19 protein-coding genes are annotated in these 20,449 nt (G+C 70.1%); 9 read left to right on the plus strand and 10 right to left on the minus strand.

The genetic code is table 11. The annotated features are described in order from the left end of the window. Window positions 1-14: 14 nt before the first annotated feature. Complete coding sequence (locus tag ACFYY7_RS11750) at window positions 15-1,022, minus strand: CehA/McbA family metallohydrolase (RefSeq protein WP_388660147.1); 1,008 nt, start codon at window positions 1,020-1,022, stop codon at window positions 15-17. An 85-nt stretch (window positions 1,023-1,107) separates the two neighbouring features. On the opposite strand from ACFYY7_RS11750, the gene ACFYY7_RS11755 reads away from it, so the two are divergent. Together ACFYY7_RS11755 and ACFYY7_RS11760 are read left to right on the plus strand one after the other, a co-directional pair. Then, complete coding sequence (locus ACFYY7_RS11755) at window positions 1,108-2,598, plus strand: MFS transporter (protein WP_388660150.1); 1,491 nt, start codon at window positions 1,108-1,110, stop codon at window positions 2,596-2,598. Between the two features lie 116 nt (window positions 2,599-2,714). Further along, window positions 2,715-3,161, plus strand: a complete 447-nt coding sequence (locus ACFYY7_RS11760; RefSeq protein WP_388660152.1) for an ATP-binding protein — start codon at window positions 2,715-2,717, stop codon at window positions 3,159-3,161. 65 nt (window positions 3,162-3,226) lie between these two features. Here the strand turns inward: ACFYY7_RS11760 and allB are convergent, their stop codons facing one another. From allB to ACFYY7_RS11790, 6 genes are all read right to left on the minus strand, one after another. Beyond that, window positions 3,227-4,570, minus strand: coding sequence for an allantoinase AllB (gene allB, locus ACFYY7_RS11765; RefSeq protein WP_388660155.1), 1,344 nt, complete (start codon window positions 4,568-4,570; stop codon window positions 3,227-3,229). Window positions 4,571-4,679: 109 nt separating this feature from the next. Further along, window positions 4,680-5,402 (minus strand): aspartate/glutamate racemase family protein, encoded by a 723-nt coding sequence (locus ACFYY7_RS11770; RefSeq protein ID WP_388660158.1) that lies wholly within the window; start codon window positions 5,400-5,402, stop codon window positions 4,680-4,682. Window positions 5,403-5,425: 23 nt separating this feature from the next. Continuing rightward, window positions 5,426-6,907 (minus strand): NCS1 family nucleobase:cation symporter-1, encoded by a 1,482-nt coding sequence (locus tag ACFYY7_RS11775; RefSeq protein WP_388660161.1) that lies wholly within the window; start codon window positions 6,905-6,907, stop codon window positions 5,426-5,428. A gap of 345 nt (window positions 6,908-7,252) precedes the next feature. Next, window positions 7,253-7,753 carry a nucleoside deaminase gene (locus ACFYY7_RS11780; RefSeq protein ID WP_388660164.1) on the minus strand — a complete coding sequence of 167 codons (501 nt, stop codon included), beginning with the start codon at window positions 7,751-7,753 and terminating at the stop codon, window positions 7,253-7,255. Between the two features lie 128 nt (window positions 7,754-7,881). Beyond that, window positions 7,882-8,352: a cyanase gene (gene cynS / locus ACFYY7_RS11785; protein ID WP_388660166.1), complete on the minus strand. Its 471-nt coding sequence runs from the start codon at window positions 8,350-8,352 to the stop codon at window positions 7,882-7,884. A gap of 93 nt (window positions 8,353-8,445) precedes the next feature. Then, a complete protein-coding gene (locus ACFYY7_RS11790) occupies window positions 8,446-9,045 on the minus strand; it encodes a carbonic anhydrase (protein ID WP_376626985.1) in 600 nt (199 codons plus the stop codon). Between the two features lie 212 nt (window positions 9,046-9,257). Here ACFYY7_RS11790 and cynR point away from each other — a divergent pair, with 212 nt between their 5' ends. Together cynR and ACFYY7_RS11800 are read left to right on the plus strand one after the other, a co-directional pair. After that, window positions 9,258-10,166 (plus strand): transcriptional regulator CynR, encoded by a 909-nt coding sequence (gene cynR, locus ACFYY7_RS11795; RefSeq protein ID WP_388660169.1) that lies wholly within the window; start codon window positions 9,258-9,260, stop codon window positions 10,164-10,166. Between the two features lie 61 nt (window positions 10,167-10,227). Next, complete coding sequence (locus tag ACFYY7_RS11800; protein WP_388660172.1) at window positions 10,228-10,875, plus strand: GntR family transcriptional regulator; 648 nt, start codon at window positions 10,228-10,230, stop codon at window positions 10,873-10,875. A 141-nt stretch (window positions 10,876-11,016) separates the two neighbouring features. Here ACFYY7_RS11800 and ACFYY7_RS11805 read toward each other — a convergent pair whose 3' ends face one another. Continuing rightward, window positions 11,017-11,946, minus strand: coding sequence for a carbamate kinase (locus tag ACFYY7_RS11805; protein ID WP_388660175.1), 930 nt, complete (start codon window positions 11,944-11,946; stop codon window positions 11,017-11,019). 112 nt (window positions 11,947-12,058) lie between these two features. Here ACFYY7_RS11805 and ACFYY7_RS11810 point away from each other — a divergent pair, with 112 nt between their 5' ends. Genes ACFYY7_RS11810 through ACFYY7_RS11825 form a run of 4 tightly spaced genes read left to right on the plus strand, consistent with a single transcriptional unit; the run spans window position 12,059 to window position 17,324 of the window. Beyond that, window positions 12,059-13,000: a DUF2877 domain-containing protein gene (locus ACFYY7_RS11810; protein ID WP_388660178.1), complete on the plus strand. Its 942-nt coding sequence runs from the start codon at window positions 12,059-12,061 to the stop codon at window positions 12,998-13,000. Next, window positions 12,997-14,541 carry an acyl-CoA synthetase FdrA gene (gene fdrA, locus ACFYY7_RS11815; protein ID WP_388660180.1) on the plus strand — a complete coding sequence of 515 codons (1,545 nt, stop codon included), beginning with the start codon at window positions 12,997-12,999 and terminating at the stop codon, window positions 14,539-14,541. The genes ACFYY7_RS11810 and fdrA overlap by 4 nt, the downstream gene beginning before the upstream one ends. Beyond that, window positions 14,538-15,965 (plus strand): DUF1116 domain-containing protein, encoded by a 1,428-nt coding sequence (locus tag ACFYY7_RS11820; RefSeq protein ID WP_388660183.1) that lies wholly within the window; start codon window positions 14,538-14,540, stop codon window positions 15,963-15,965. The genes fdrA and ACFYY7_RS11820 overlap by 4 nt, the downstream gene beginning before the upstream one ends. Window positions 15,966-15,995: 30 nt before the next feature. Next, window positions 15,996-17,324 (plus strand): purine-cytosine permease family protein, encoded by a 1,329-nt coding sequence (locus tag ACFYY7_RS11825; RefSeq protein WP_388660186.1) that lies wholly within the window; start codon window positions 15,996-15,998, stop codon window positions 17,322-17,324. 81 nt (window positions 17,325-17,405) lie between these two features. Here ACFYY7_RS11825 and ACFYY7_RS11830 read toward each other — a convergent pair whose 3' ends face one another. Further along, a complete protein-coding gene (locus ACFYY7_RS11830) occupies window positions 17,406-18,029 on the minus strand; it encodes an ankyrin repeat domain-containing protein (protein ID WP_388661076.1) in 624 nt (207 codons plus the stop codon). A gap of 459 nt (window positions 18,030-18,488) precedes the next feature. Here ACFYY7_RS11830 and ACFYY7_RS11835 point away from each other — a divergent pair, with 459 nt between their 5' ends. After that, window positions 18,489-19,790: an amidohydrolase family protein gene (locus ACFYY7_RS11835; RefSeq protein WP_388660189.1), complete on the plus strand. Its 1,302-nt coding sequence runs from the start codon at window positions 18,489-18,491 to the stop codon at window positions 19,788-19,790. Here the strand turns inward: ACFYY7_RS11835 and ACFYY7_RS11840 are convergent. Next, complete coding sequence (locus ACFYY7_RS11840; RefSeq protein WP_388660191.1) at window positions 19,729-20,313, minus strand: hypothetical protein; 585 nt, start codon at window positions 20,311-20,313, stop codon at window positions 19,729-19,731. The two genes, ACFYY7_RS11835 and ACFYY7_RS11840, sit on opposite strands and share 62 nt — an antisense overlap. Between the last annotated feature and the right edge of the window lie 136 nt (window positions 20,314-20,449).

Genomic DNA, 20,449 nt, shown 5'->3' on the forward strand with positions numbered 1-20,449 from the left:
GCGTCCCGGTTCGTTCAGGCCAGGACGACCGGGTTGCAGAGCGCCGCCATCTGCCCGTCGGGATGGCGCACCTCGATACGGACGAACGCGGAGTCCGCCGTACGGGTGCGCCACTCCACGGTGCCCGCTCCCGATCCGGGCAACGATGCGCGATGCGCCACGCCCCGCTCGGTGTGGAAGGCGACGGTGCCCGAGGGCACACCCCGTACGTCCACCCGCACCTCGGCCGGTGCGTCGCCCGCCATCAGCCGCTCACCGATTCCGGCGCTGCGGCCGCCGGCCGAGGCCGTGCACGACAGCTCGACGGCGGCCGATCCGGCGATCCAGCTCCGGCCGGCCCGGATCCCGGCCAGGACCGCTTCGGCGCTCAGCTCCTCGGCCAGCACGACGGTGTGCGGGACCCCCATCTGGCCCGCCAGATGCGTATCGCTGTTGCCCATGGCCGGCCGCCAGCGCCCCCGGTGGATGTCCGCGGCCAGGCCGCGCCCCCACTCGGCCAGGGCCGCCTCGTTGTCGGCGTTCCACGGCACGTCCGAGCTCCACGCCCCGTTCCAGACCTCGACCACATCGAACCCCTGGTACGGATACATGAAGGTGCCCGAGGCGTACGGTGCGTGCGGATGGGCGGCCACGCACAGCCCACCGGCCCGGTGCACCTCGTCCAGATGCCCGTCGATGCGCCCGTCCCGCACCCCGTACCGCCAGTCGACGACCTGTCCGGGGCGGATCCCCAGCGCGAGCCAGTGCCCCGTCCGGGTGGTGACCTCTTCGCCGAGGATCACCAGCAGATCGTCACCGGCGGGCCGGCGCCAGACGCCGTGCGCCTCGGCGGTGTTGTGTTCGGTGGTCGCCAGGAAATCGAGCCCCGCCGACCGGGCAGCGGCCGTGAGCTCCTGCGGTGTCAGTTCGCCGTCCGAGTGCACCGAATGCACATGGCAGTCACCGCGATACCAGCCGCGCCCCCGGCCGGCCACCCGTCCCGGCGGAGCTTCCGGCGGAAGATTTAGTATCCCATTGTCCATCGGTGTGTGACCTCCACCGTCCGTGTCGAGCCTGTGTCATGGGACTTCTTTGCCTGAGAACCGATATTTGGTATACAAAAAAGCCATGTCTGGTTCCGCGTCACCCCACAGCTCCCCGCCGTCGCCGCACCCGCACCCCAGGCGCTGGTGGGCCCTGGGCGTTCTGGGGCTGGCCCAGCTGATGATTCTGCTGGACAGCACGATCGTGAACGTGGCCCTGCCGTCGCTGCAGAGCGAACTGGACATGAGCGACGGCGACCGCCCCTGGGTGGTCACCGCCTACACCGTCGCGTTCGGAGGGCTGCTGCTGCTCGCCGGGAGGCTCGCCGACCACCTCGGACGCAAGCGGGTGTTCACCGCCGGCCTGCTCGGGTTCGCGGTCGCCTCCGCCGCGGCGGGCGCGGCACCCACCGCGCAGGCCCTCTTCGCCGCCCGTGCCGTGCAGGGCGCCTTCGCCGCACTGCTCGCCGCCTCCGCCCTCGCACTCGTCGCGACCACCTTCACCGACCCCGGCGAGCGACGCCGTGCTATCGCCGTCTTCGGCGCCCTCGGCGGGGCCGGAGCATCCCTGGGCGTCGTGCTGGGCGGGGCGCTCACCCAGTGGTTCGGGTGGCGCTGGTGCCTGCTGGTCAATGTGCCGATCGCCCTCACTGCGCTCCTCGGCACCGCCTGGATGCCCCCGGACCACTCGCAGCGCCTGCACGGCCGCATCGACATCGCCGGTGCCCTGCTGGGCTGCGGCGGGCTGACGGCCATGGTGTACGGCTGCAGCCAGGCCGAGGCGCACGGCTGGTCGGCCCCCTCGGTGCTGGGCACCCTCGTCGGCGGCGCCGCACTGCTCATCGCCTTCGCGTACTGGCAGACCCGCGCCGCGGCGCCGCTGCTGCCGCCGCGGCTGATGCGCGACGGCCGCCGTGTGGCCTCGCTGGTGGCCGGGGGAGCGCTCATGATGGGACAACTCTCCGTCTCCCTGTTCCTCACCTACTACCTGCAGACCGTCCTGGACTGGTCCGCACTGGCCAGCGGTCTCGGCTTCCTGCCGATCAGCCTCGTCACCACCGCCACGGCCACCCAGATCGGCACGCGGCTGCTGCCTCGGCTCGGTCCCCGCGTGATGATGACGGCGGGTCTGTCCGTCTCGGCCTGCGGACTGCTCCAGCTCGCCCTCCTGACACCGGACTCCGGCTACGCCGCCAACGTCCTCCCCGCGCTGGTCACCTTCAGCGTCGGGAACGGTGCCAGCTTCCTCGCCATCATGACCGGGGCGACCTCCAACGTACCCGCGCAGGACGCAGGAATCGCCTCGGCCTCCGTCAACTCGGCCCAACAGGTGGGCGGTTCCATCGGCTCCGCCGTCTTCAACACCGTCGCGGCGAGCGCCGCCACCGCGTTTCACGGCAGCGCGCGGGCGGCCACACTGCACGGCTTCACCGCCGCCGTCCGGTTCCCGCTGACCGCTCTGCTGCTCGCCGCCGTCGTGACGGCCGTGCTCGCCCGCACGCCCGCACGGCCCCCCTGCCCGGGCCCGGCCGCCCCGCGAGCCATAGACGCCGACAATGAGATCTATGGGAAGTGAGTCTTGGACTCTATCGGTGCGGGCAGGGCATCGTGAGATACGCCGGTCCGTTCGCGCAAGCGGCGACCGGCCGCCCGCCCGCACCGCCGGGCACACGAGCACCGACGGAGTACCCCATGACCATCACGTCACCTTGCCGCGGCCCGTCCACCGAGGAGGCGCCGTTCCGGGCCGTCTGCACAAAGGAGGCGATCGCGTCGTCCGTGCCGTTCCTGCGCCGTTTCGCCGGGGCGGCCGTCGAACGGTGGGAACTCTCCGGCGATGTTCGCGAAGCCGTGGCCATCGTGGTCGCCGAACTCGTCACCAATGCCGTCGTCCACACCACCAGCGACGACGTCACTCTGCGCCTGCACATCCGTGACGGCGTGCTGAGGATCGAGGTCCGGGACCAGGGGCACTGGCGACCGGAGGGACACGACCGCCCCGGTCCGGCCCCCGCCGACGCGGAATGCGGTCGCGGGCTGGACATCGTCGCCGCGTACAGCGGCGTTCCCGCCGTCCGCACGACCGCCACGGGCACCACCGTGTCCACCGATCTGCGGCTGCTGCCGCAGACGGCCTGAAACCCGGCGGGGCCGGCCCACCGGGTTCCAGAAGGTGCGGGCGCCCCGGAGGGCCCCCGTCGGACTCAGGTCCTGTCGTTTCGCTCGATCAGCAGCCCCGACCGCCCGGTGATGTTTCCGTCCTCGGCGATCCGCTCACCGCGCAGCCACGTCCCGCGGACGACACCGTGCAGCGTCTTTCCGGCGTACGCGGTGATCGGGTTGCGGTGGTGCAGCCGTGCGGGGTCGACGGTGAAGGTCTCCTCGGGGGCGAGGACCGCGAAGTCGGCGTCGTAGCCGGGGGCGATGGCTCCCTTGCCCGTCAGTCCCGCCAGCCGGGCGGGGCCGGCCGACATCCAGTGCACGACGTCCTCCAGGCTGTGGCCGCGCTCGCGGGCAGCGGTCCAGACGGCGGGCAGACCGAGCTGGAGCGAGGAGATGCCGCCCCAGGCCGTACCGAAGTCGGGGGTCTTGAGGTCGGTGGTGCAGGGCGAGTGGTCGGAGACGACGCAGTCGAGGGTGCCGTCGGCCAGGCCCTGCCAGAGGGCGTCCTGGTTCTCCCGCTCGCGGATGGGCGGACAGCACTTGAACTCGGTCGCGCCGTCCGGGACCTCCTCCGCGGTGAGGGTGAGGAAGTGCGGGCAGGTCTCGGCGGTGATGCGGACCCCCTCGCGCCTGGCCGCGGCGATGAGCGGCAGCGCGTCGCTGGAGGAGAGGTGCAGCACGTGGACCCGGGCGTCGTGCTCCCGGGCGAGCCGGATCAGCAGGGCGATGGCGTCGTTCTCCGCCGCGCGGGGGCGGGAGGCGAGGAAGCCCGCGTAGGCGGGGCCGCTGTTCTGCGGGGCGGCGGCGAGATGGCCCGGGTCCTCGGCGTGCACGATGAGCAGCCCGTCGAAGGAGGCGATCTCCGCGATCGCGGCGGCCAGCCGGGCCGGGGCGAGCTCCGGGAACTCCTCGACCCCCGAGGGCGAGAGGAAACACTTGAAGCCGAACACCCCCGCCTCGTGCAGCGGTCGCAGGTCCTTGAGGTTGGACGGGATCGCGCCGCCCCAGAAGCCGGTGTCGATGTGCGCCTTCGCGCGGGCGACCTCCTGCTTGACCCGCAGGTTGTCGACCGTGGTGGTCGGCGGCAGCGAGTTGAGCGGCATGTCGATGAGGGTGGTGATGCCACCGGCGGCGGCCGCCCGGGTGGCGGTCCAGAAGCCCTCCCACTCGCTGCGGCCGGGGTCGTTCACATGGACGTGGGAATCGACGAGGCCGGGCAGCACGGCGTCGTCGCCGACGTCCTCAAGACGCGCCCCGGCCGGCACCTCGGCGGTGTGCGGCAGCACGTCCACGATCCGGCCGTCGGCGACGGTCACGGACGCGGGGCGGGCACCCTCGGGAGTGATGACGCGCGTGGAGCGCAGTACGAGCTGTACGTCGGGCAACGGATGCCCCTCCTCCTGTGTTGTTTCTCCGTCCACCGCCGCTCCCCGGCCGGATGCCCGGGGAGCGGCGGCCACTACGCGCCGGTCGGTTCCGGCATGGCCTGCGGCGTCACGCCCGCGGCGGCCAGTTGAGGATCTTCTTGGGACGAGGCGCCGCGTACGTGCGCACCTTGGAGGTGCTCAGGCCGAGGCGGACGAGGGACTCGGCGATCGTCACGGCGGCGGTCACCCCGTCGACGACGGGAACCCCGGTGCGCTCGATGACGCGCTCGGTGAGACCGGACATGCCGCCGCACCCCAGACAGATCACCTCGGCGCGGTCCTCCTCCACCGCACGGGCGGCCTGCTCGACGATGGCGTCCACGGCGGCCTTCTCGTCCCGCTCCAGGTCGAGTACGGCCATTCCGCTGGCGCGCACGGAGGCGCACCGGGCGCTCAGGCCGGCGGCGTGGAGGCGCTCCTCGATCAGCGGGACCGTACGGTCCAGGCTCGTGACCACGGAGTAGGTGCGGCCCAGGAACTGGGCGGTGCTGGCAGCCGCCTCGGTGATGTCGACGACCGGTACGTCGAGCAGCTCCTGCAGCCCTTCCCGGCCGTGTTCGCCGTACCCGGCCTGGATCACGGCGTCGAACGGCTCCGGATAGGCGCGGACGGCCTCCATCACGGCGATGGCGGCGAGGTAGCTCTCGTAGTTGCCCTCGACCGACTCCGCCCCGAAGGCAGGGGTCAGCGGAACGATCTCGGTACCGGGTGACGCCACACCGGCAGCCTGCTCACCGATCGAGTCGGTGATGGACTGCGTGGTGTTGACGTTCACAACGAGGATGCGCATGGTTCGGCTCTCTGCTGGATGGTTCATTCGGCGGCGACGGCGATCGACTCGCCGTCCACGTCGCGGGTCTGCATGCTGCGGTCGGCGATGGCCGCGTACAGCACGGCGGCAAGGATGGCGCCGACGAACCACGAGAATCCGGCCACGGCGCTGAAGAACGGCACCAGCGCGACGACGACGGCGATCGCGGCGCTGGGGACGAAGGCCCAGACGGCCCGGGGGTTGAAACCGTGGCGGTAGTGGTAGTCGCCCTGCGCGGCGTCGGTGTAGAGGTCGGGCACGTTCACCCGGGCCTTCCGCAGCAGCCAGTAGTCGGCCATGATCACGCCGAAGAGCGGCCCGAGCAGGGCCCCGAGCCCGCCGAGGAAGTAGTTCACCACGACCGGGCTGTTGTAGAGGTTCCACGGCAGGATCACCAGGCCCACGACGGCGCTCACCATGCCGGCCCGGCGGAAGTTCAGCCGCTGCGGGAAGAGGTTGACCAGGGCGTAGATGGGGGCCACGAAGTTGGCCATCAGGTTCACCGCGACGGTCAGGGCGATGAGCGCGAGCGAGGCGATGGCCAGCAGGAACATGTTCGGAATCGTCCGCACGATGTCCGTGGGGCTGGTGATGACGTGCCCGTCCAGCTTGAACTGCGCTCCGCTGAGCACCGCGACGATCACGGCGAAGAACAGCATGTTCACCGGGATACCGATCACGTTTCCGCGGACGATGGAGCCGCGGCTCCGGGCGGACCGGGTGAAGTCGCAGAAGTTCAGCACGAACGTTCCGTAGATCACCACCCACAGCGCGGCGCCCTGCAGGATCTGGAGCCACATCTCGCCGCCGCTGAGCGGGGAGTCGATGGACATCGAGATCGAGCCGTCCGCCCGCCAGAACATCCAGGCCGCGAGAGCGCACATGGTGATCAGGGTCGTGGGCGCGGCGAAGGCCATGTACCGCCGGATCATCTGCATCCCATAACTCACGATGAGGACCTGGAGGGCCCACAGTGCCAGGAAGGTGATCCAGCCGAGCGTCGACTGGCCGAGAATGGAGTTGGTGTCCAGGGACTTGATGCCCGGGAACATCGTCACGAGGAGCGTGCTCAGCACGGACGACGCGAGGTAGGTCTGGATACCGAACCAAGCGATGGCGACGAGGCCACGCACTGCGGCCGGTATCTTCGCCCCCCTGATGCCGAAGGCGATGCGGCTCATCACGGGGAAGGGCACGCCCGTCTTGTGGCCCATGAAGCCCGAGAGGGTCAGCAGGAGGAAGAGCAGCACCGAAGCGAGCGCGAAGGCGGCCAGGATGCCCCACACGTTCAGCCCGAGCGCGAAGAGCCCGATGGCGAATGCGTAGTTGCCGAGGCTGTGTACATCGTTGGCCCAGAGGGTGAAGACGTTGTAGGCGCCCCAACGGCGCCCTTCCTTCTTCGTCGGGGCGAGATCGTACGTGTACAGACCAGAACTGGCGGTGCCGTCGGTTTCCACGGACGATCGGTCATCCACGGCAGTCATATGGAGCTCCGGGGAGTGGCGATGGGGGAATGTTTCAAAGTTTCCACATAATGGAAGTGAACTTCCGTTGGCCAAAAACGTAGTTTTAGCCAACTCCACCGTCAAGGGTTTGGAGGTAATGACTTCGGCAAGCGGACATACCGTCCGCGATCGAGGCGAATGTGCTCCGGTGGTGACGTATGCGTGACATGCCGGGCCGGGCAAAACCGGGCAAGTCTTCAGTTATTGGGGAGTGTTGTGTTGTGAATCGCCGTGTGTGGGAGTGGTGAAAACACTCCCACACGCGGCGGAGAAACAGTGTGATCGGCGCCCGGAGGGCGGCTGGCCGAGCCGGGTGAGCAGGGGTTACGCGGCTGTCGGTGCGCCGGGGACGCGGCGGCTGCCGCCGTTGTGCTCCTGCCACAGCCGGTACACATCGACAGCGGCGTCGTACGGCTCGTGGCGCATCGGGAGGCGCCGCTCGGTGTGGTCCTTGGCGAATTCACCGTAGAAGGTGTCGAGCTCGAAGTACTTGCGGTCGTCCACGTAGTGCGGCTCGTAGGCGTCGCGGGTGGTGAGGAAGACGACCTCGTCGGGGGAGCAGTAGTACAGCGACCCCAGGCACATCGGGCAGGGGTGGGCGAGTACGTAGATGGTCGTGCCGACCAGGTGCTCGGTGCCGAGCTTCTGGCAGGCGTCCCGGATGGCGAGGATCTCGGCGTGGGCGGTGGGGTCGTTGGTCTGGGCCACCATGTTGGGGCTCTCGGCGAGGATCTCGCCGTCCTTGACGATGACGGTGGCGAAGGGGCGTCCGCCCTCCTCCACGTTCTTGCGGGCGATGTCGATGGTGCGCTGGGCGAAGTCCATGGTGGAGCCTCCGGTGAGAGACGGCTGGTGCCGGTGTCGGTACCGGTGTTGGTGAAGAGGTCGGCGGGCGGGGCCGGTGCGGCCGTGCGGCATGGGCCGGCCCCGCCCGGTCATGAGCTGATGTGTTGTCAGAAGGGCTTGGTCGGGAGGTACTTGCCGTCCAGGGTGATGACGGCGCGCTCGCCGCCCTCGGGGTCGGCGACCTTCTTGACGTCGAGCTTGAAGTTGATCGCGGAGATGATTCCGTCGCCGAACTGCTCGTGGACCAGGGCCTTGAGGGTGGTGCCGTAGACCTGGAGCATCTCGTAGAAGCGGTAGATGGTCGGGTCGGTGGGGATGCCGCCGGGGATCGAGCCGCGGGTCGGGATGGTCTGGAGCAGCATGGCCGCGTCCTCGTCCAGGCCAAGGAGCTCGGCGACGGCCTCGGCGGAGGCGGCCGGGAGGGCGTGCTGGCCGAGGACGGCGGCGGTGACGAACGCGACGGACAGTCCGGCGGCGTCCGCGATCTGCTGCCACGACAGGTCCTTGCGGACCTTGGCCTCGACGGCGGCGGCGGCAAGCAGCTGGCGGGCGGTGGGGTCGAACTGGGCGTGCGCCATGAGGGGGGTTCCTTGTCGGTTCGGTGCGCCGGCCTCGGGGTGCGGCCGGGCGGGTTCGTGCGTGAGGGGAGCGGCGGGTGGTTGTGGGGGTGGTCAGGCCGCTACCAGGGCGGCGTCGACCGGATCGACGGTCCCGGTGGCGATGTCGAAGACCCAGCCATGCAGTGTGAGTGCGCGGTGGGCCAGGGCGCGGGCCACGGAGGGGTGTGTGGTGAGGTTCTGCAGTTGTGCGGCCACGTTGGCCCGCACCAGGGCGGCCACCTTGGCCGGTCCGGACTCGGCCGGTGTGGCGGCGGCACGGGCCCGCGCGGCGTCCGCGTGCCGCAGCCAGCCGGCGACGACCGGCGCCGCGCTCAGGTCGTGCCCCTCCGCCAGGGCGGTCATCGCGCCGCAGGAGGAGTGGCCGCAGATGACGATGTCGGTCACGTGCAGCACGGTGACGGCGTACTCGATGCTGGCCGCGATGCCGTCCGGGCCGGCGGCGTGGGCCGGGACCAGATTGCCGGCCGTGCGGATGACGAACAGCTCGCCCGGGTCGCTCTGTGTGATCAGTTCGGGGACCACTCGGGCGTCGGAGCAGCCGATGAACAGTGTCTTCGGCCGGTGAGTGGTGGCCAGGTCGGCGAAGAGCTCCGCCTTTGCCGGAAAGACATCGCGGCGGAAACGCGCGAGGCCGTCCGTGAGGTCGTGCATCGGTCACTCCCTTCGGTGAATGTCGGCCCGACGGGCTGACGGGATCCACCATGCATGAGCTCGACCTATAGTGTCCAAGTCTTGCTATCCATAATTTCCATAGATTTCATCAATGACTTAAGGGTGTGAGGCGGCGACCCTGCCAACCAGGGGGCCATAGGTGGCGAGATGCCCTCGCGGGGATATCGATTGGGCTTCTCTATACTCGGATCATGGGTCCGGAACTACGACACCTCCGCTATCTGATCGCGGTGGCCGAGCACGGCAACTTCACGCGCGCCGCCGAAGAGCTGCGCATCTCCCAGCCGACGCTGTCGCAGCAGATCAAGCAGCTGGAGCGCGTCGTCGGTGTCCAGCTGCTCGACCGCAGCGGCCGCAGCGTCCGCCCCACGGACGCGGGCGAGGCCTATGTGCACTACGCGCAGCGGGCGCTGCGCGAGCTGGCCGCCGCCGACCGTGCCGTACTCGATGTCGCCGACCTCTCCCGGGGGCATCTGCGCCTCGCGGTGACGCCGACGTTCACCGCGTACCTGATCGGCCCACTGGTGGAGGCGTTGCACACGCACCATCCCGGCATCACGCTGGATCTGCGGGAAATGACCCAGGACCGAATCGAGGCGAGCCTGCTGGCCGACGATCTCGACCTCGGGATCGCCTTCGCCGGAACCCATCTGCCCGGCATCACCGCGACCGCGCTGTTCACCGAGACCCTCAGCCTTGTCGTCACCGCGGACCGCGTCCAGGGCCGAGGCGACCGGCCGCTGCCGGTACGTGACCTGGTGGACCAGCAACTCGCGCTGCTCAGCAGCGACTTCGCCACCCGGATCCACATCGACGGCTACTTCGCGCAGCATCGTGTCAGCCCGCCGATCGCCGTGGAGGCCAACACCATCCAGGCCCTGACGGAGATCGTCCGGCGCACCGGCCTGCTGGCCACCGTGCTGCCCGACGCGGTGACGGACGACCACCCGCATCTCAGGCCGATTCCCATCGACCCTCCGCTGCCCGCCCGCGTCGCCACCCTGCTGCACCGGGAGAGCGCCTACGAGAGCGCCGCCGCGCGCGCCTTCACCCGGATCGCCCACGACCTGGTCCGCGCGCGCGGCTACGCACCGGCCTGAGAAACCCGTCCCGTGGACGGCGAACCGAACAACGACTTCGAGTGATGAGAGAATTGAGGACATGACAGGGTCTGGGGAGTTCGAGCCCGAGTCGGAGCGGGTCACGCGCCTGCTGCGTGACGAGATCATCGACGGTGTGCGTGAGCCGGGCAGCAAACTCGTCGAGCGCGAGCTCGCCGCGGAGCTCGGTGTGAGCAGGCTGCCCATCCGAGAGGCCCTGAAGGCACTGGTCACCGAGGGGCTGGTCACGCCGAGGCCGCGGACCTGGGCCGTCGTGCGGGAGTTCACGCCGGCGGACGTCGAGGACCTGGACGAGGTACGCGCGGCGCTTGAGACGCTGACCTTCCGGCTCGCCGCCCAGCGGCGTACCCGCGCGGGACTGGAGAAGCTCCGTTCGGACCTCGACGCCGAGCTGAAGGCGGCGGAGAAGGGCGACGCCGTACGGGCCCACCGCGCCGCCGCCGACTTCCACGAGACGGTGACCGAACTCGCCGACAACGAACTCCTGAACGAGCTCCAGAGCACCCTGAGAAGCAGGATGCGCTGGCTGCTGGGGCAGCACGACGACCTGGCGGGCGTCGCGCAGGAGCACGAGGGGCTGTACCAGGCGATCGCGGAGCGGGATGTCGCGACCGTCGAACAGCTGGCCAGCACACACCTGGTGACAGGCCGCAACGCGGCCGCCGCGCGACGCAAGTCCAAGGACTGACCGGAGCGGCCTCGCCGGGGCGGCGCGCCCGTCGGCGGGCCCGTCGGCGGGCCGTCCCCAGGGCCTTTCGTCCGGATCATGCCGGGCTCGCGTGTCCCGGTCCCTGACCCGGCCTGATCCGGACGAAAGACCCTGGCGCCCTCAGACGTAGACGATGCCGTCCGGGACATCCGGGCGGATCTCCGTGCCGATGTTCCGGTCGATGAGGTCGTCGAGCCGTTCGAGGGGACCGATGAGAGCCCGCCCGCCGGCCTGGGCGACCCGTACGGCGGCGTCGACCTTCGGCTTCATCGACCCCTCGGCGAAGGCCAGCCGGGAGATCGCCTCCGGTGAGGCCGTGAGAATGTCCCGCTGCTCGGCCGTCCCCCAGTTCTCGCTGACGAAGTCACCGTCCGTCAGCATCACCAGCATGTCCGCCTTGAGTTCCGCGGCCAGGGCCGCCGAGGCGAGGTCCTTGTCGACGACCGCCTGCAGGCCGGTCTGCCGCCCCTTGCTGTCGGTCCGTACGGGCACACCGCCACCGCCGACGCAGACGACGAGGTGCTGGCTCTCCAGCAGTGTGCGCACGAGCGGCGCCTGGACGATGCGTACGGGTGAGGGGGAGGGCACTACCCGGCGGAAGGCGGCGCCGTCGCGCGCGATGGTCCAGCGGTACTCGGCCGCGGCCTCGGCCGCGTCCTGCGCCGAGTACTGGGGGCCGATCAGCTTGGTGGGGTGCTCGAACGCGGGATCGTTCTCGTCGACCTCGGTGGTGGTGAGTACCGCCGCGACCTCGCGTTCACCGGCGAGCGCGTTCGACAGCTCCTGCTGGATGACGTAGCCGATCATCCCCTGAGTCTCCGCGCCGAGTATGTCGAGAGGGTAGGCCGCGACGTCCTGGTACGCGAGATTCTGCAACGCGAGAAGTCCCACCTGCGGCCCGTTGCCGTGGGTGATGACGACCTCGTGCTCGCGGGCCAGGCCCGCCAGGGCCTCGCAGGATGTTCTGACGTTCGCCCGCAACCGGTCGGCCGTCATCGGCTCCCCCCGCCGGGCCAGCGCATTGCCACCGAGAGCCACCACGATGCGCATGGAATTCCTCCTCAGACGTGTAGGCCTCTGCATCGCCAAATGGTATACCAGAAGCAGTACATCGCCGGGGAACACCGTGGACCGGCGGAGTCCCGACAAGGAGGGGGCGCATATGACGTCCACCCGGTGCGACGCCGCCGTACTGCGCGCACGGTCCGCGGACGCGGTGCTCCTGGACCGGCTGCGGACACTCGGTGCCGACGGTCGTGTCGACACCGTGTTCCGGCACGTCATCAATGTGCTGACCTCCGATGGGCAGCTCATCGCACTCGCCTCCCGGTCGAGCGGTGACGCCCCCCGGACCCTTGTCGTCGACGTCGAGGACTGGAGCGGCAGCGCCGTCGAGGCCGGGCAGGTGGTGCGGTTCGGGGCGGGGTCGATCCTGCTCCCGGCCCCCGCGGGGGATCTCCGGATCGACATCCGGGCGGCGCGCCGGTGGAATCCCATCCCTGCCTCGCTCGGACACCTCGGCGATGACCACCTCGCCGTGGCCACCCGCGCCCTCGGTCACCTGCTGCGTTCCAACGGAGTGCCCGGCGGCATGCTCGCCGGCCCACCGGACGCCCCGCCGATGGACGCGGCCGTCGGCCGGGCACTCGCCGCCGGACGGGACGCGTTCGTGCACGCGGTGCGGCTCCAGGACGACGAGGGCACACGCCGCGCCGTACTCGGCCTCCTGGGACTGGGGCCGGGCCTGACCCCGGCCGGCGACGACTTCCTCACCGGACCGGCCCTGCTGTCCGCGCTGACCGGCACCCGCCTGCGCCCCTTCGCCCGCACACTCGCCGCAGTGCTCGGCGACCACCCCGGGCGGACGACGCTGCTGAGCATGACGACCCTGCGCGAAGCCCTGGCCGGGCGCGTACGCGACCCCTGGCCGGCGGTACTGCACGCCCTCGCCGCGACCGCCGGCCGCAGCGAGGCGCAGGTCACCGAAACCCTCCGCAACCCGGTCCGCCGCGCGCTGGCCATCGGCCACACCTCCGGCACCGACACCCTGTCCGGCCTGCTGACCGGACTCCACCTGGAAAGAGAACTGCGAGGTTCGCTGTGAGCATCACAGCAGTCATCAAGAAGAACACCTATTTCGACTCGGTGTCGCTGATGTCCATCTCCACCAAGGCCAACACCCTGGACGGGGTGGACCAGGCATTCGTGGCCATGGGCACCGAGATGAACAAAGGCGTGCTGAACAACCTCGGTCTCCTCACGACCGAGCTCGAGGCCGCCACCAACGGCGACCTCATGATCGTCCTCGTAACACGTGAGGACACCGACACCGAGCAGGTGCTGACCGAGGTCGAAGCCCTCCTCGTGCACAAGAAGCCGGCCGGCGGGGCCCACACGGTCGCCCACCGGACGGTCGCGGCGGCCGCGGCGGACAACCCGGACGCCAACCTCGCGGTGATCGCGGTCAACGGCGCCTACGCCGGACGCGAGGCCCGCAAGGCCCTGGAGAACAACCTGCACGTGATGCTCTTCAGCGACAACGTCCCCGTCGAGGAGGAGATCGCCCTCAAGCAGTACGCCCACGACCACGGGCTGCTAATGATGGGACCGGACTGCGGCACCGCCATCATCAACAACGTCGCCCTGTGCTTCGGCAACGCGGTGCGCCCCGGCAGCGTCGGAGTCGTCGCCGCATCGGGCACCGGCGCGCAGGAGGTCAGCGTCCGCATCCACGCGCTGGGCGCCGGGATCTCCCAGCTCATCGGCACCGGCGGCCGTGACCTGAGCGAGCAGGTCGGCGGCATCATGATGATCGACGGCATCCGCGCACTGGCCGCCGACCCGGCCACCGACGTGATCGTGCTCGTCTCCAAGCCGCCGGCTCCGGCCGTGGAGAAGAAGGTCCTCGCCGAGATCGCCACCGCCGGCAAGCCCGTCGTCGTCTACTTCGTCGGCGGCTCCCGCGACGCAGTGGTCGAGGCGGGCGGACACTTCGCCGCCGGCAGCCAGGACGCGGCCCTCCGGGCCGTCCGCCTCGGTGTGGACCCCCACGCGGATGTCGAGCCCCTCGACAGCGAGCGGGTGGACGAGGTGGTCTCCCGCCTCGCACCGCACCAGCAGTTCGTCCGCGGACTGTTCTGCGGCGGCACCCTGTGCGACGAGTCGATGTACTCCCTGCTGGAGATCAGCGACAACGTGTGGAGCAACATCCAGAAGAGCCCCGAGCGCCGCCTCACCGCCGACAGCCCCAGCACCGGACACACCTTCCTCGACTTCGGCGACGACGACTTCACCAACGGCCGCCCGCACCCGATGATCGACCCCTCCCTGCGCCTGGCCCGCCTGGTCGAAGAGGCCAAGGACCCCCAGGTCGCCGTCATCGTCATGGACTTCGTACTCGGCTTCGGCGCCCACGAGGACCCGGTCGGCGTCACCCTGCCGGCGATCGCGCAGGCCCAGCAGATCGCGGCCCAGGACGGCCGCCACCTGGAGATCGTCGGCTACGTCCTCGGCACCGACCTCGACACCCCGGCCCTCGACGAGCAGGTCGCGGCGCTGGCGGCCGCCGGAGTGACCGTGACCCGAAGCAGCACCGAGACGGGCGCCTTCGCCCGTGAGATCGCCAGGAAGGTACAGACCGCATGACCAGCCCCATCACCAATCTCTTCGCAGCCGACCTCGATGTCATCAACGTCGGGCTGGCCATGTTCGAAGGGGACATCGCCGCCCAGGGCGCGAACGTCACGACGCTCGACTGGGCCCCGCCCGCCGGCGGCAACCCGGAGATCCTCGCCGTACTGGACGGCCTGGAGGAGACCGCCGTCGCGGCGCGCATCGAGGCGGCCAACGCCGAGGCCGTCGAGCGCATCACCAACTCCCGCCCCATGCTGGTCGGTTTCGGCCGCGCCCTCGACGTCGTGCCCGGCATGACCCCGACGACGATCCTGCACGCGGGCCCGCCCATCACCTGGGAGCGCATGGCCGGCGCGATGAAGGGCGCCGTCACCGGAGCCCTCGTCTTCGAGGGCCTGGCCGCCGACCTCGACGAGGCGGCCGCCCTCGCGGCATCCGGCGAGATCACCTTCTCGCCCTGCCACGAACACAACTGCGTCGGTTCGATGGCCGGTGTCACCTCCGCCTCGATGTACATGCACATCGTCCACAACGAGACGTACGGCAACACCGCGTACACCAACCTGTCCGAGCAGATGGCGAAGATCCTGCGGATGGGCGCCAACGACCAGTCGGTGATCGACCGCCTCATCTGGATGCGTGAGGTCCTCGGCCCCATGCTCAAGGAGGCCATGGAGATCGGCGGACCCGTCGACCTGCGCCTGCTGCTCTCCCAGGCCCTGCACATGGGCGACGAGTGCCACAACCGCAATGGCGCCGGCACCCTCCTGCTCATGCAGGCGCTCGCGCCGTCGCTCCTGCAGACCGGTTTCACGACCGAGCAGAAGAAGGAGGTCTTCGACTTCATCGCCAGCTCGGACTACTTCTCCGGACCCACCTGGCTGGCCATGGCCAAGGCGGCCATGGACGCCGCCCACGGCATCGAGGGTTCGACAATCGTCACCACGATGGCCCGCAACGGCGTCGAGTTCGGCATCCGGGTCAGCGGACTCCCCGGCAACCAGTGGTTCACCGGCCCCGCCCAGCCGGTCATCGGGCCGATGTTCGCCGGCTACAAGCCCGAGGACGCGGGCCTGGACATCGGTGACAGCGCGATCAGCGAAACCTACGGCTTCGGCGGTTTCGCCATGGCCACCGCACCGGCCATCGTGCCGCTCGTCGGCGGCACCGTGCAGGAAGCCATCGGCTTCACCCGGGACATGGGCGAGATCACGACGGCCCAGAACCCCAACGTCACCATCCCGATGCTCGACTTCCAGGGCATCCCCACCGGCATCGACATCCGCAAGGTGCTCTCCACCGGAATCCTCCCGGTCATCAACACCGCCATCGCCCACAAGGAAGCGGGCATCGGCATGATCGGCGCCGGAATCACCCACCCGCCCGTCGAAGTCTTCGACCAGGCCCTCGTGGCCTTCGCAGCCAAGCTGTCCTGACCGCGTGCCAGCCCACCCAGGAGACCAGCCATGAGCAGTCGTCAACCCGCAGCGCAGGACACTGCGGAAACGGACGCCGCACTCGACTCCGAGTACGAGCACACTCCCGTTCCCGTGGAGCGCCGCAAATCCCTGCTGACCGTGTCGGCCGTCTGGTTCGGATTCCCGATGATCCTGACCAACGCCGTCCCCGGCGGGGTGGTCGTCGCCGTCCTGGGCTTCTGGCGTGGGCTGGCCGCCATCCTCGCCGCCAACCTCGTCATGCTCGTCTACGTCGGACTGCTGAGCCACCGGGCCGGCAGCACCGGCGAGAGCTTCGCCCTCCAGGCAACCCGGACGTTCGGCAGGATCGGCTACGTCATCGCGTCCGGCTTCCTCGCCACGATCGTCGTCGGCTGGTTCGCCTTCAACACCGGCGCCACCGGAGCCACCCTCCACCAGGCGTTCGGCTGGCACGAGCAACTCGTCGCCGTACTGGCCGGGGCCGCGTTCATCGCGATCACGTATCTGGGCATCCGCGCCCTGTCATGGCTGGGCGCCGTGGCCGCCCCCCTGTTCATCGTCGTCGGTGTGATCGCCCTCGTCATCGTCGCCAGGGACCACGACCTCGGTGCGGTCTTCGACTACCAGGGCGCCCCGGGGAACAGCACACTGACCTTCGGTGCCGCCGTCTCGCTCATCATGGCCACCTTCGCCGACTCCGGCACCATGACCGCCGACTTCACCCGCTGGTCCAGGAACGGCAGGGAAGCCGTCCTTGCCACCGCGACCGCGTTCCCCATAGCCAGCCTCGTCGCCCAGATCACCGGCGGCCTGGTCGTGGCGGCCGGAGCGATCGCCTCGGCCCGGACCGTCGGCGGAAACTTCCTGCCCATCCTCACCAGCGGCCACGGAGCCCTCCTGAGCACCCTCGCCGCGGTGTTCGTCTTCGTCAACCTCGGCTCGGTCTGCAGTCACTGCCTATACAACGGCGCCCTGAGCTGGTCGCACCTGACCAACACCCGAATGCGCCTGATGACCCTGGTCCTGGGCATCATCGGAACCGCCGCCGCACTCGCCGGGGTCTGGAACCACTTCCTCGACTGGCTGGTCGTCCTCAGTGTGTTCGTCCCGCCCCTCGGCGGAGTGCTCATCGCCGACCAGGTCCTCCTGCGTCACCGGCTGAAGGACCGCCCGGACGCGGCGGTGCGCCCCACCGCCTTCATCGCCTGGGTCGCGGGTGCCGCCGCAGGCGGACTCGTCCACTGGTTCGCACCACAACTCTCCGACGCGGTGAGCGGACTCGTCGTGGCGCTGCTCGTCTACGTCGTGATCGAGCGGGCCGCCCTTGCCCGTCCCGCCGTCGTGCAGACCACGTAGGTCATCCGAACGAACGGCCCAACTCTTGTGCCAGGCACAAGGGTTGGGCCGTTCGCGTCCCGCTGTCCGGCTGCCCGGTCGTCACTTGCTCAGCAGCCGGGCGATCTCGTCGAACCCGCGCTGCCGGGCGTGCTGGAGTGCGGTCGTGCCGGTCTTGTCGGCGATGGACGGATCGGCGCCTCCCGCCAGCAGTAGCTCCACGGTCCTCCGGTGGTCCTTCCCTCCGTCGCCGAGGATGACGGCCTCCAACAGAGCGGTCCAGCCGAGGTTGTTGACGTGGTTGACGTCGACGTCGATGTCCGGGTTGGTGGTCACCTCCCGGACGTAGTCGACGTGGCCGTGTTCGCCGGCCGGGATGAGGGAGGTGCCTCCGTACCGGTTGACGATGGTGTAGTCGGGGTCGGCCGCCGCCAGGGTCCGGGCCATGGCGGCGCTGCCGGTCACGCCCGTCACCAGCCACGGAGTGTCGTGCTGCTGGTCGAGGGCGTCCGGGTCGGCACCGGCGTCGACGAGGATCTCGGCGGCCTTGACGTGATCGCCGGTGGCCGCGAGGAGAAGCGGGGTGCGGCGGTCATTGTCGCGGGTCTCCAGATCGGCGCCCCGCTCGATCGCACCGCGCACCGCGCCGACGTCACCGGAACGTGCGGCTTCCAGCAGCTCCCGGTCGGCGGCCGACTGCTTCCCGGGCGCCCCGGTGGGGGACAGGGGGCCGGATCCGGTGACCGAGGGCTTCTGCCGGGCGGCATCACCGTCGGACGGGGCGCCGCACGCGGTCGCCAGCGTGGCCAGACCGAGGAGCGGGGCGATCAGGAGGGCGGCGCGTCGTGTCGGAGACATGGTTCCTCTCAATCCATGGGGCGGCGGACCCCGGATGGTGCGGGTCCCGCATCATCCATGCTGGGGGCGCCCGGAGCCCCGCGTCGTCGCTGAACCGGATGGCGATGCGCGGACGTTGGGACGACGGCGGGGTCGACCGATCGGATGATGCGGGGTGCGGGCAGCTTACCCATGTCGTATACCAAGAGGGTCGAACTGGTAAGTCATTGGCGAGGAAACAGCCTATTCCGTGCAAGATTTCGAGTGAACCCTTGTCTCGCCCTGCATTTTGGTATACAAAATGGCTCCCGGTTGTGTATCGGATACATCGGATACGAGGAGCCCGTCATGTGTGTCGAGTCCGTCCCGCCCCCCTCCAGCCGGCTCACGCGCCGTGGTGTGCTGGCAGGGGCCGCAGCGCTGGCGGGTACAGCAGCCGCCCTGTCGGTGGCACCGTCCGCGGTGGCGGCGCAGCCGAGAACACCGGGCAGCACGGCCGCGCACTCGGGCGACCTGGTCGTCGAGGGCGGCACGCTGCTCGACCCGGAGACCGGCCATGTCACCGAGGACGCGGTCGTCGTCATCCGCTCCGGCACGGTGCGGGCGGCCGGCCCGCGCGACCGGGTCGAGATCCCGGACGGCGTTCCGGTCCTGGACGCGCACGGCAGCTGGGTGCTCCCGGGTCTCGTCGACGCGCACATCCACCTGAACACCGCCGCCGAGGCGCTCGACGCCGTCCGCCAGGGCGCCACCAGCGCACGCAGCGGCTCCACCAACTTCTACCAGGACATCGCCGTACGGGAGCTGGCCCGCCAGGCCCCCGCCCTGGCCCCGCGACTGCGGACAGCGGGCATATTCGTCACCCCCGACCTGGGTGACACCATCCTGGCCGACCCGGACCTCACACCCCTCGCGCGGTCGCAGGACGGCGTCCGTTCCGCCGAGGCGCTGTGCCGGGTCGTCGAGGTGAACGTCGCCCGCGGCGCCGACGTGATCAAGACGCGCGTCAACGAGCGCGCGGGTCTGCCGGAACAGGACCCGCTGGCCCAGGTCTACTCGTACGAGCAGCTCTCCGAGGTCGTGGCGGCGGCACGGCGCGGCGGCAAGGGCGTGCTCTGCCACAGCTACAGCGAGCGCGGCTGCGACGACGCGGTCCGGGCCGGCGTCCGCTCCCTGGAGCATGGGGTTTTCGTGGGCGAGCGCACCCTGCACGACATGCGGCGCAGGGGCACCGCCTTCACGCCGACGCTGAGTGCGATCGCCGGACTCGTCGACTCGTCGAACCCGGTGCTGGCCGAGCGCGGGCGTGCGTATCTGCCGGTCCTGAAGGAAGCGGTGCGAACGGCCCACCAGATGGGGGTCCTGGTGGTGGCGGGCACCGACTCCTCCGGTGGCAAGGTCAAGCCGATCGGACGCGAGGTGGAGCTGATGCACGCGGCGGGTCTCACGACGCTCGACTCGATCCGCACGGCCACCACCCGGGCCGCCCGGCTCCTCGGCCTGGAAGAGACGGTGGGCCGGCTCGACCGCGGCTTCGCGGGCGATGTGATCGTGGTGGACGGCGACCCGCTGGCCGATGTGTCCGTGCTCAAGCGGCCGCAGCATGTGGTGCGGGCGGGCCTGGTGGTCCAGGGCGCATCCGCATCCTGACGCGGAACTCAGCCGGGGTCGGCTCCTTGTGACGAGCCATCAGCATGAAGCCGACCCAGCCCGAGCCGTGGGCGGTGCGGGCGTTGCGGGTGACGTCGGCGGTCGACTCCGCCTCGGTTCCGGCCACGGTGAGCGTGGAGATGTACGCCTCGCCGGTGCCCAGGGTCCAGAAGTGGTCGAGGAACAGCTCTTCCTGACCGGCGACGAAGACGTTGTTCTGCACCCAGGGCGGCGGAGTGCGTCCCTCGCGGGTGCGGTAGTAGGCCAGCAGGGCGGCCGAAGCCCGGTCGTAGGCCCCGGACTTCGCGGCCGCCTCGACCTCGGCGAGCGCACCGAACGCCGCGTAGTCGAGTGCGGGCTCCTTCGTCCAGGTGCTGGTGGCGGGGTTCCAGACGCCGAAGAACTCGTCCTCGGAAGGCACCGGTGCGGCGGCGGCCGGAATCGACGCGAACAACCCGCCCGCGCTGACGGCGAGTGTTGTGGCGATGGCTGCGCGCAGCACAGCCCTGCGGCCGAACTCCATGGCTGCTCCCGAGATCCAGTGATGCGCGAACTGCGCGCCCGGCCACCGTGTGTGTGACCGCCGCCCCTTTGCTGCCGGTACAAGATGCAGGGAATCTAGAGCGCTTACTATCGGCGGTCAAGGCTCCCGACCTCGG

It is taken from the genome of Streptomyces sp. NPDC001933 (genome assembly GCF_042890955.1).
Classification (GTDB): domain Bacteria; phylum Actinomycetota; class Actinomycetes; order Streptomycetales; family Streptomycetaceae; genus Streptomyces.

What these genes read in the sequence shown, in the direction of transcription:
- ACFYY7_RS11760 (WP_388660152.1), top strand. Translation starts at nt 2,715, where the DNA reads ATGACCATCACGTCACCTTGCCGCGGCCCGTCCACCGAGGAGGCGCCG.
- ACFYY7_RS11775 (WP_388660161.1), bottom strand. Translation starts at nt 6,907, where the DNA reads ATGACTGCCGTGGATGACCGATCGTCCGTGGAAACCGACGGCACCGCC.
- ACFYY7_RS11800 (WP_388660172.1), top strand. Translation starts at nt 10,228, where the DNA reads ATGACAGGGTCTGGGGAGTTCGAGCCCGAGTCGGAGCGGGTCACGCGC.
- ACFYY7_RS11755 (WP_388660150.1), top strand. Translation starts at nt 1,108, where the DNA reads ATGTCTGGTTCCGCGTCACCCCACAGCTCCCCGCCGTCGCCGCACCCG.
- ACFYY7_RS11780 (WP_388660164.1), bottom strand. Translation starts at nt 7,753, where the DNA reads ATGGACTTCGCCCAGCGCACCATCGACATCGCCCGCAAGAACGTGGAG.
- ACFYY7_RS11805 (WP_388660175.1), bottom strand. Translation starts at nt 11,946, where the DNA reads ATGCGCATCGTGGTGGCTCTCGGTGGCAATGCGCTGGCCCGGCGGGGG.
- cynR (WP_388660169.1), top strand. Translation starts at nt 9,258, where the DNA reads ATGGGTCCGGAACTACGACACCTCCGCTATCTGATCGCGGTGGCCGAG.
- ACFYY7_RS11790 (WP_376626985.1), bottom strand. Translation starts at nt 9,045, where the DNA reads ATGCACGACCTCACGGACGGCCTCGCGCGTTTCCGCCGCGATGTCTTT.
- ACFYY7_RS11820 (WP_388660183.1), top strand. Translation starts at nt 14,538, where the DNA reads ATGACCAGCCCCATCACCAATCTCTTCGCAGCCGACCTCGATGTCATC.
- ACFYY7_RS11770 (WP_388660158.1), bottom strand. Translation starts at nt 5,402, where the DNA reads ATGCGCATCCTCGTTGTGAACGTCAACACCACGCAGTCCATCACCGAC.
- ACFYY7_RS11750 (WP_388660147.1), bottom strand. Translation starts at nt 1,022, where the DNA reads ATGGACAATGGGATACTAAATCTTCCGCCGGAAGCTCCGCCGGGACGG.
- ACFYY7_RS11825 (WP_388660186.1), top strand. Translation starts at nt 15,996, where the DNA reads ATGAGCAGTCGTCAACCCGCAGCGCAGGACACTGCGGAAACGGACGCC.
- cynS (WP_388660166.1), bottom strand. Translation starts at nt 8,352, where the DNA reads ATGGCGCACGCCCAGTTCGACCCCACCGCCCGCCAGCTGCTTGCCGCC.
- ACFYY7_RS11840 (WP_388660191.1), bottom strand. Translation starts at nt 20,313, where the DNA reads ATGGAGTTCGGCCGCAGGGCTGTGCTGCGCGCAGCCATCGCCACAACA.
- ACFYY7_RS11810 (WP_388660178.1), top strand. Translation starts at nt 12,059, where the DNA reads ATGACGTCCACCCGGTGCGACGCCGCCGTACTGCGCGCACGGTCCGCG.
- ACFYY7_RS11835 (WP_388660189.1), top strand. Translation starts at nt 18,489, where the DNA reads ATGTGTGTCGAGTCCGTCCCGCCCCCCTCCAGCCGGCTCACGCGCCGT.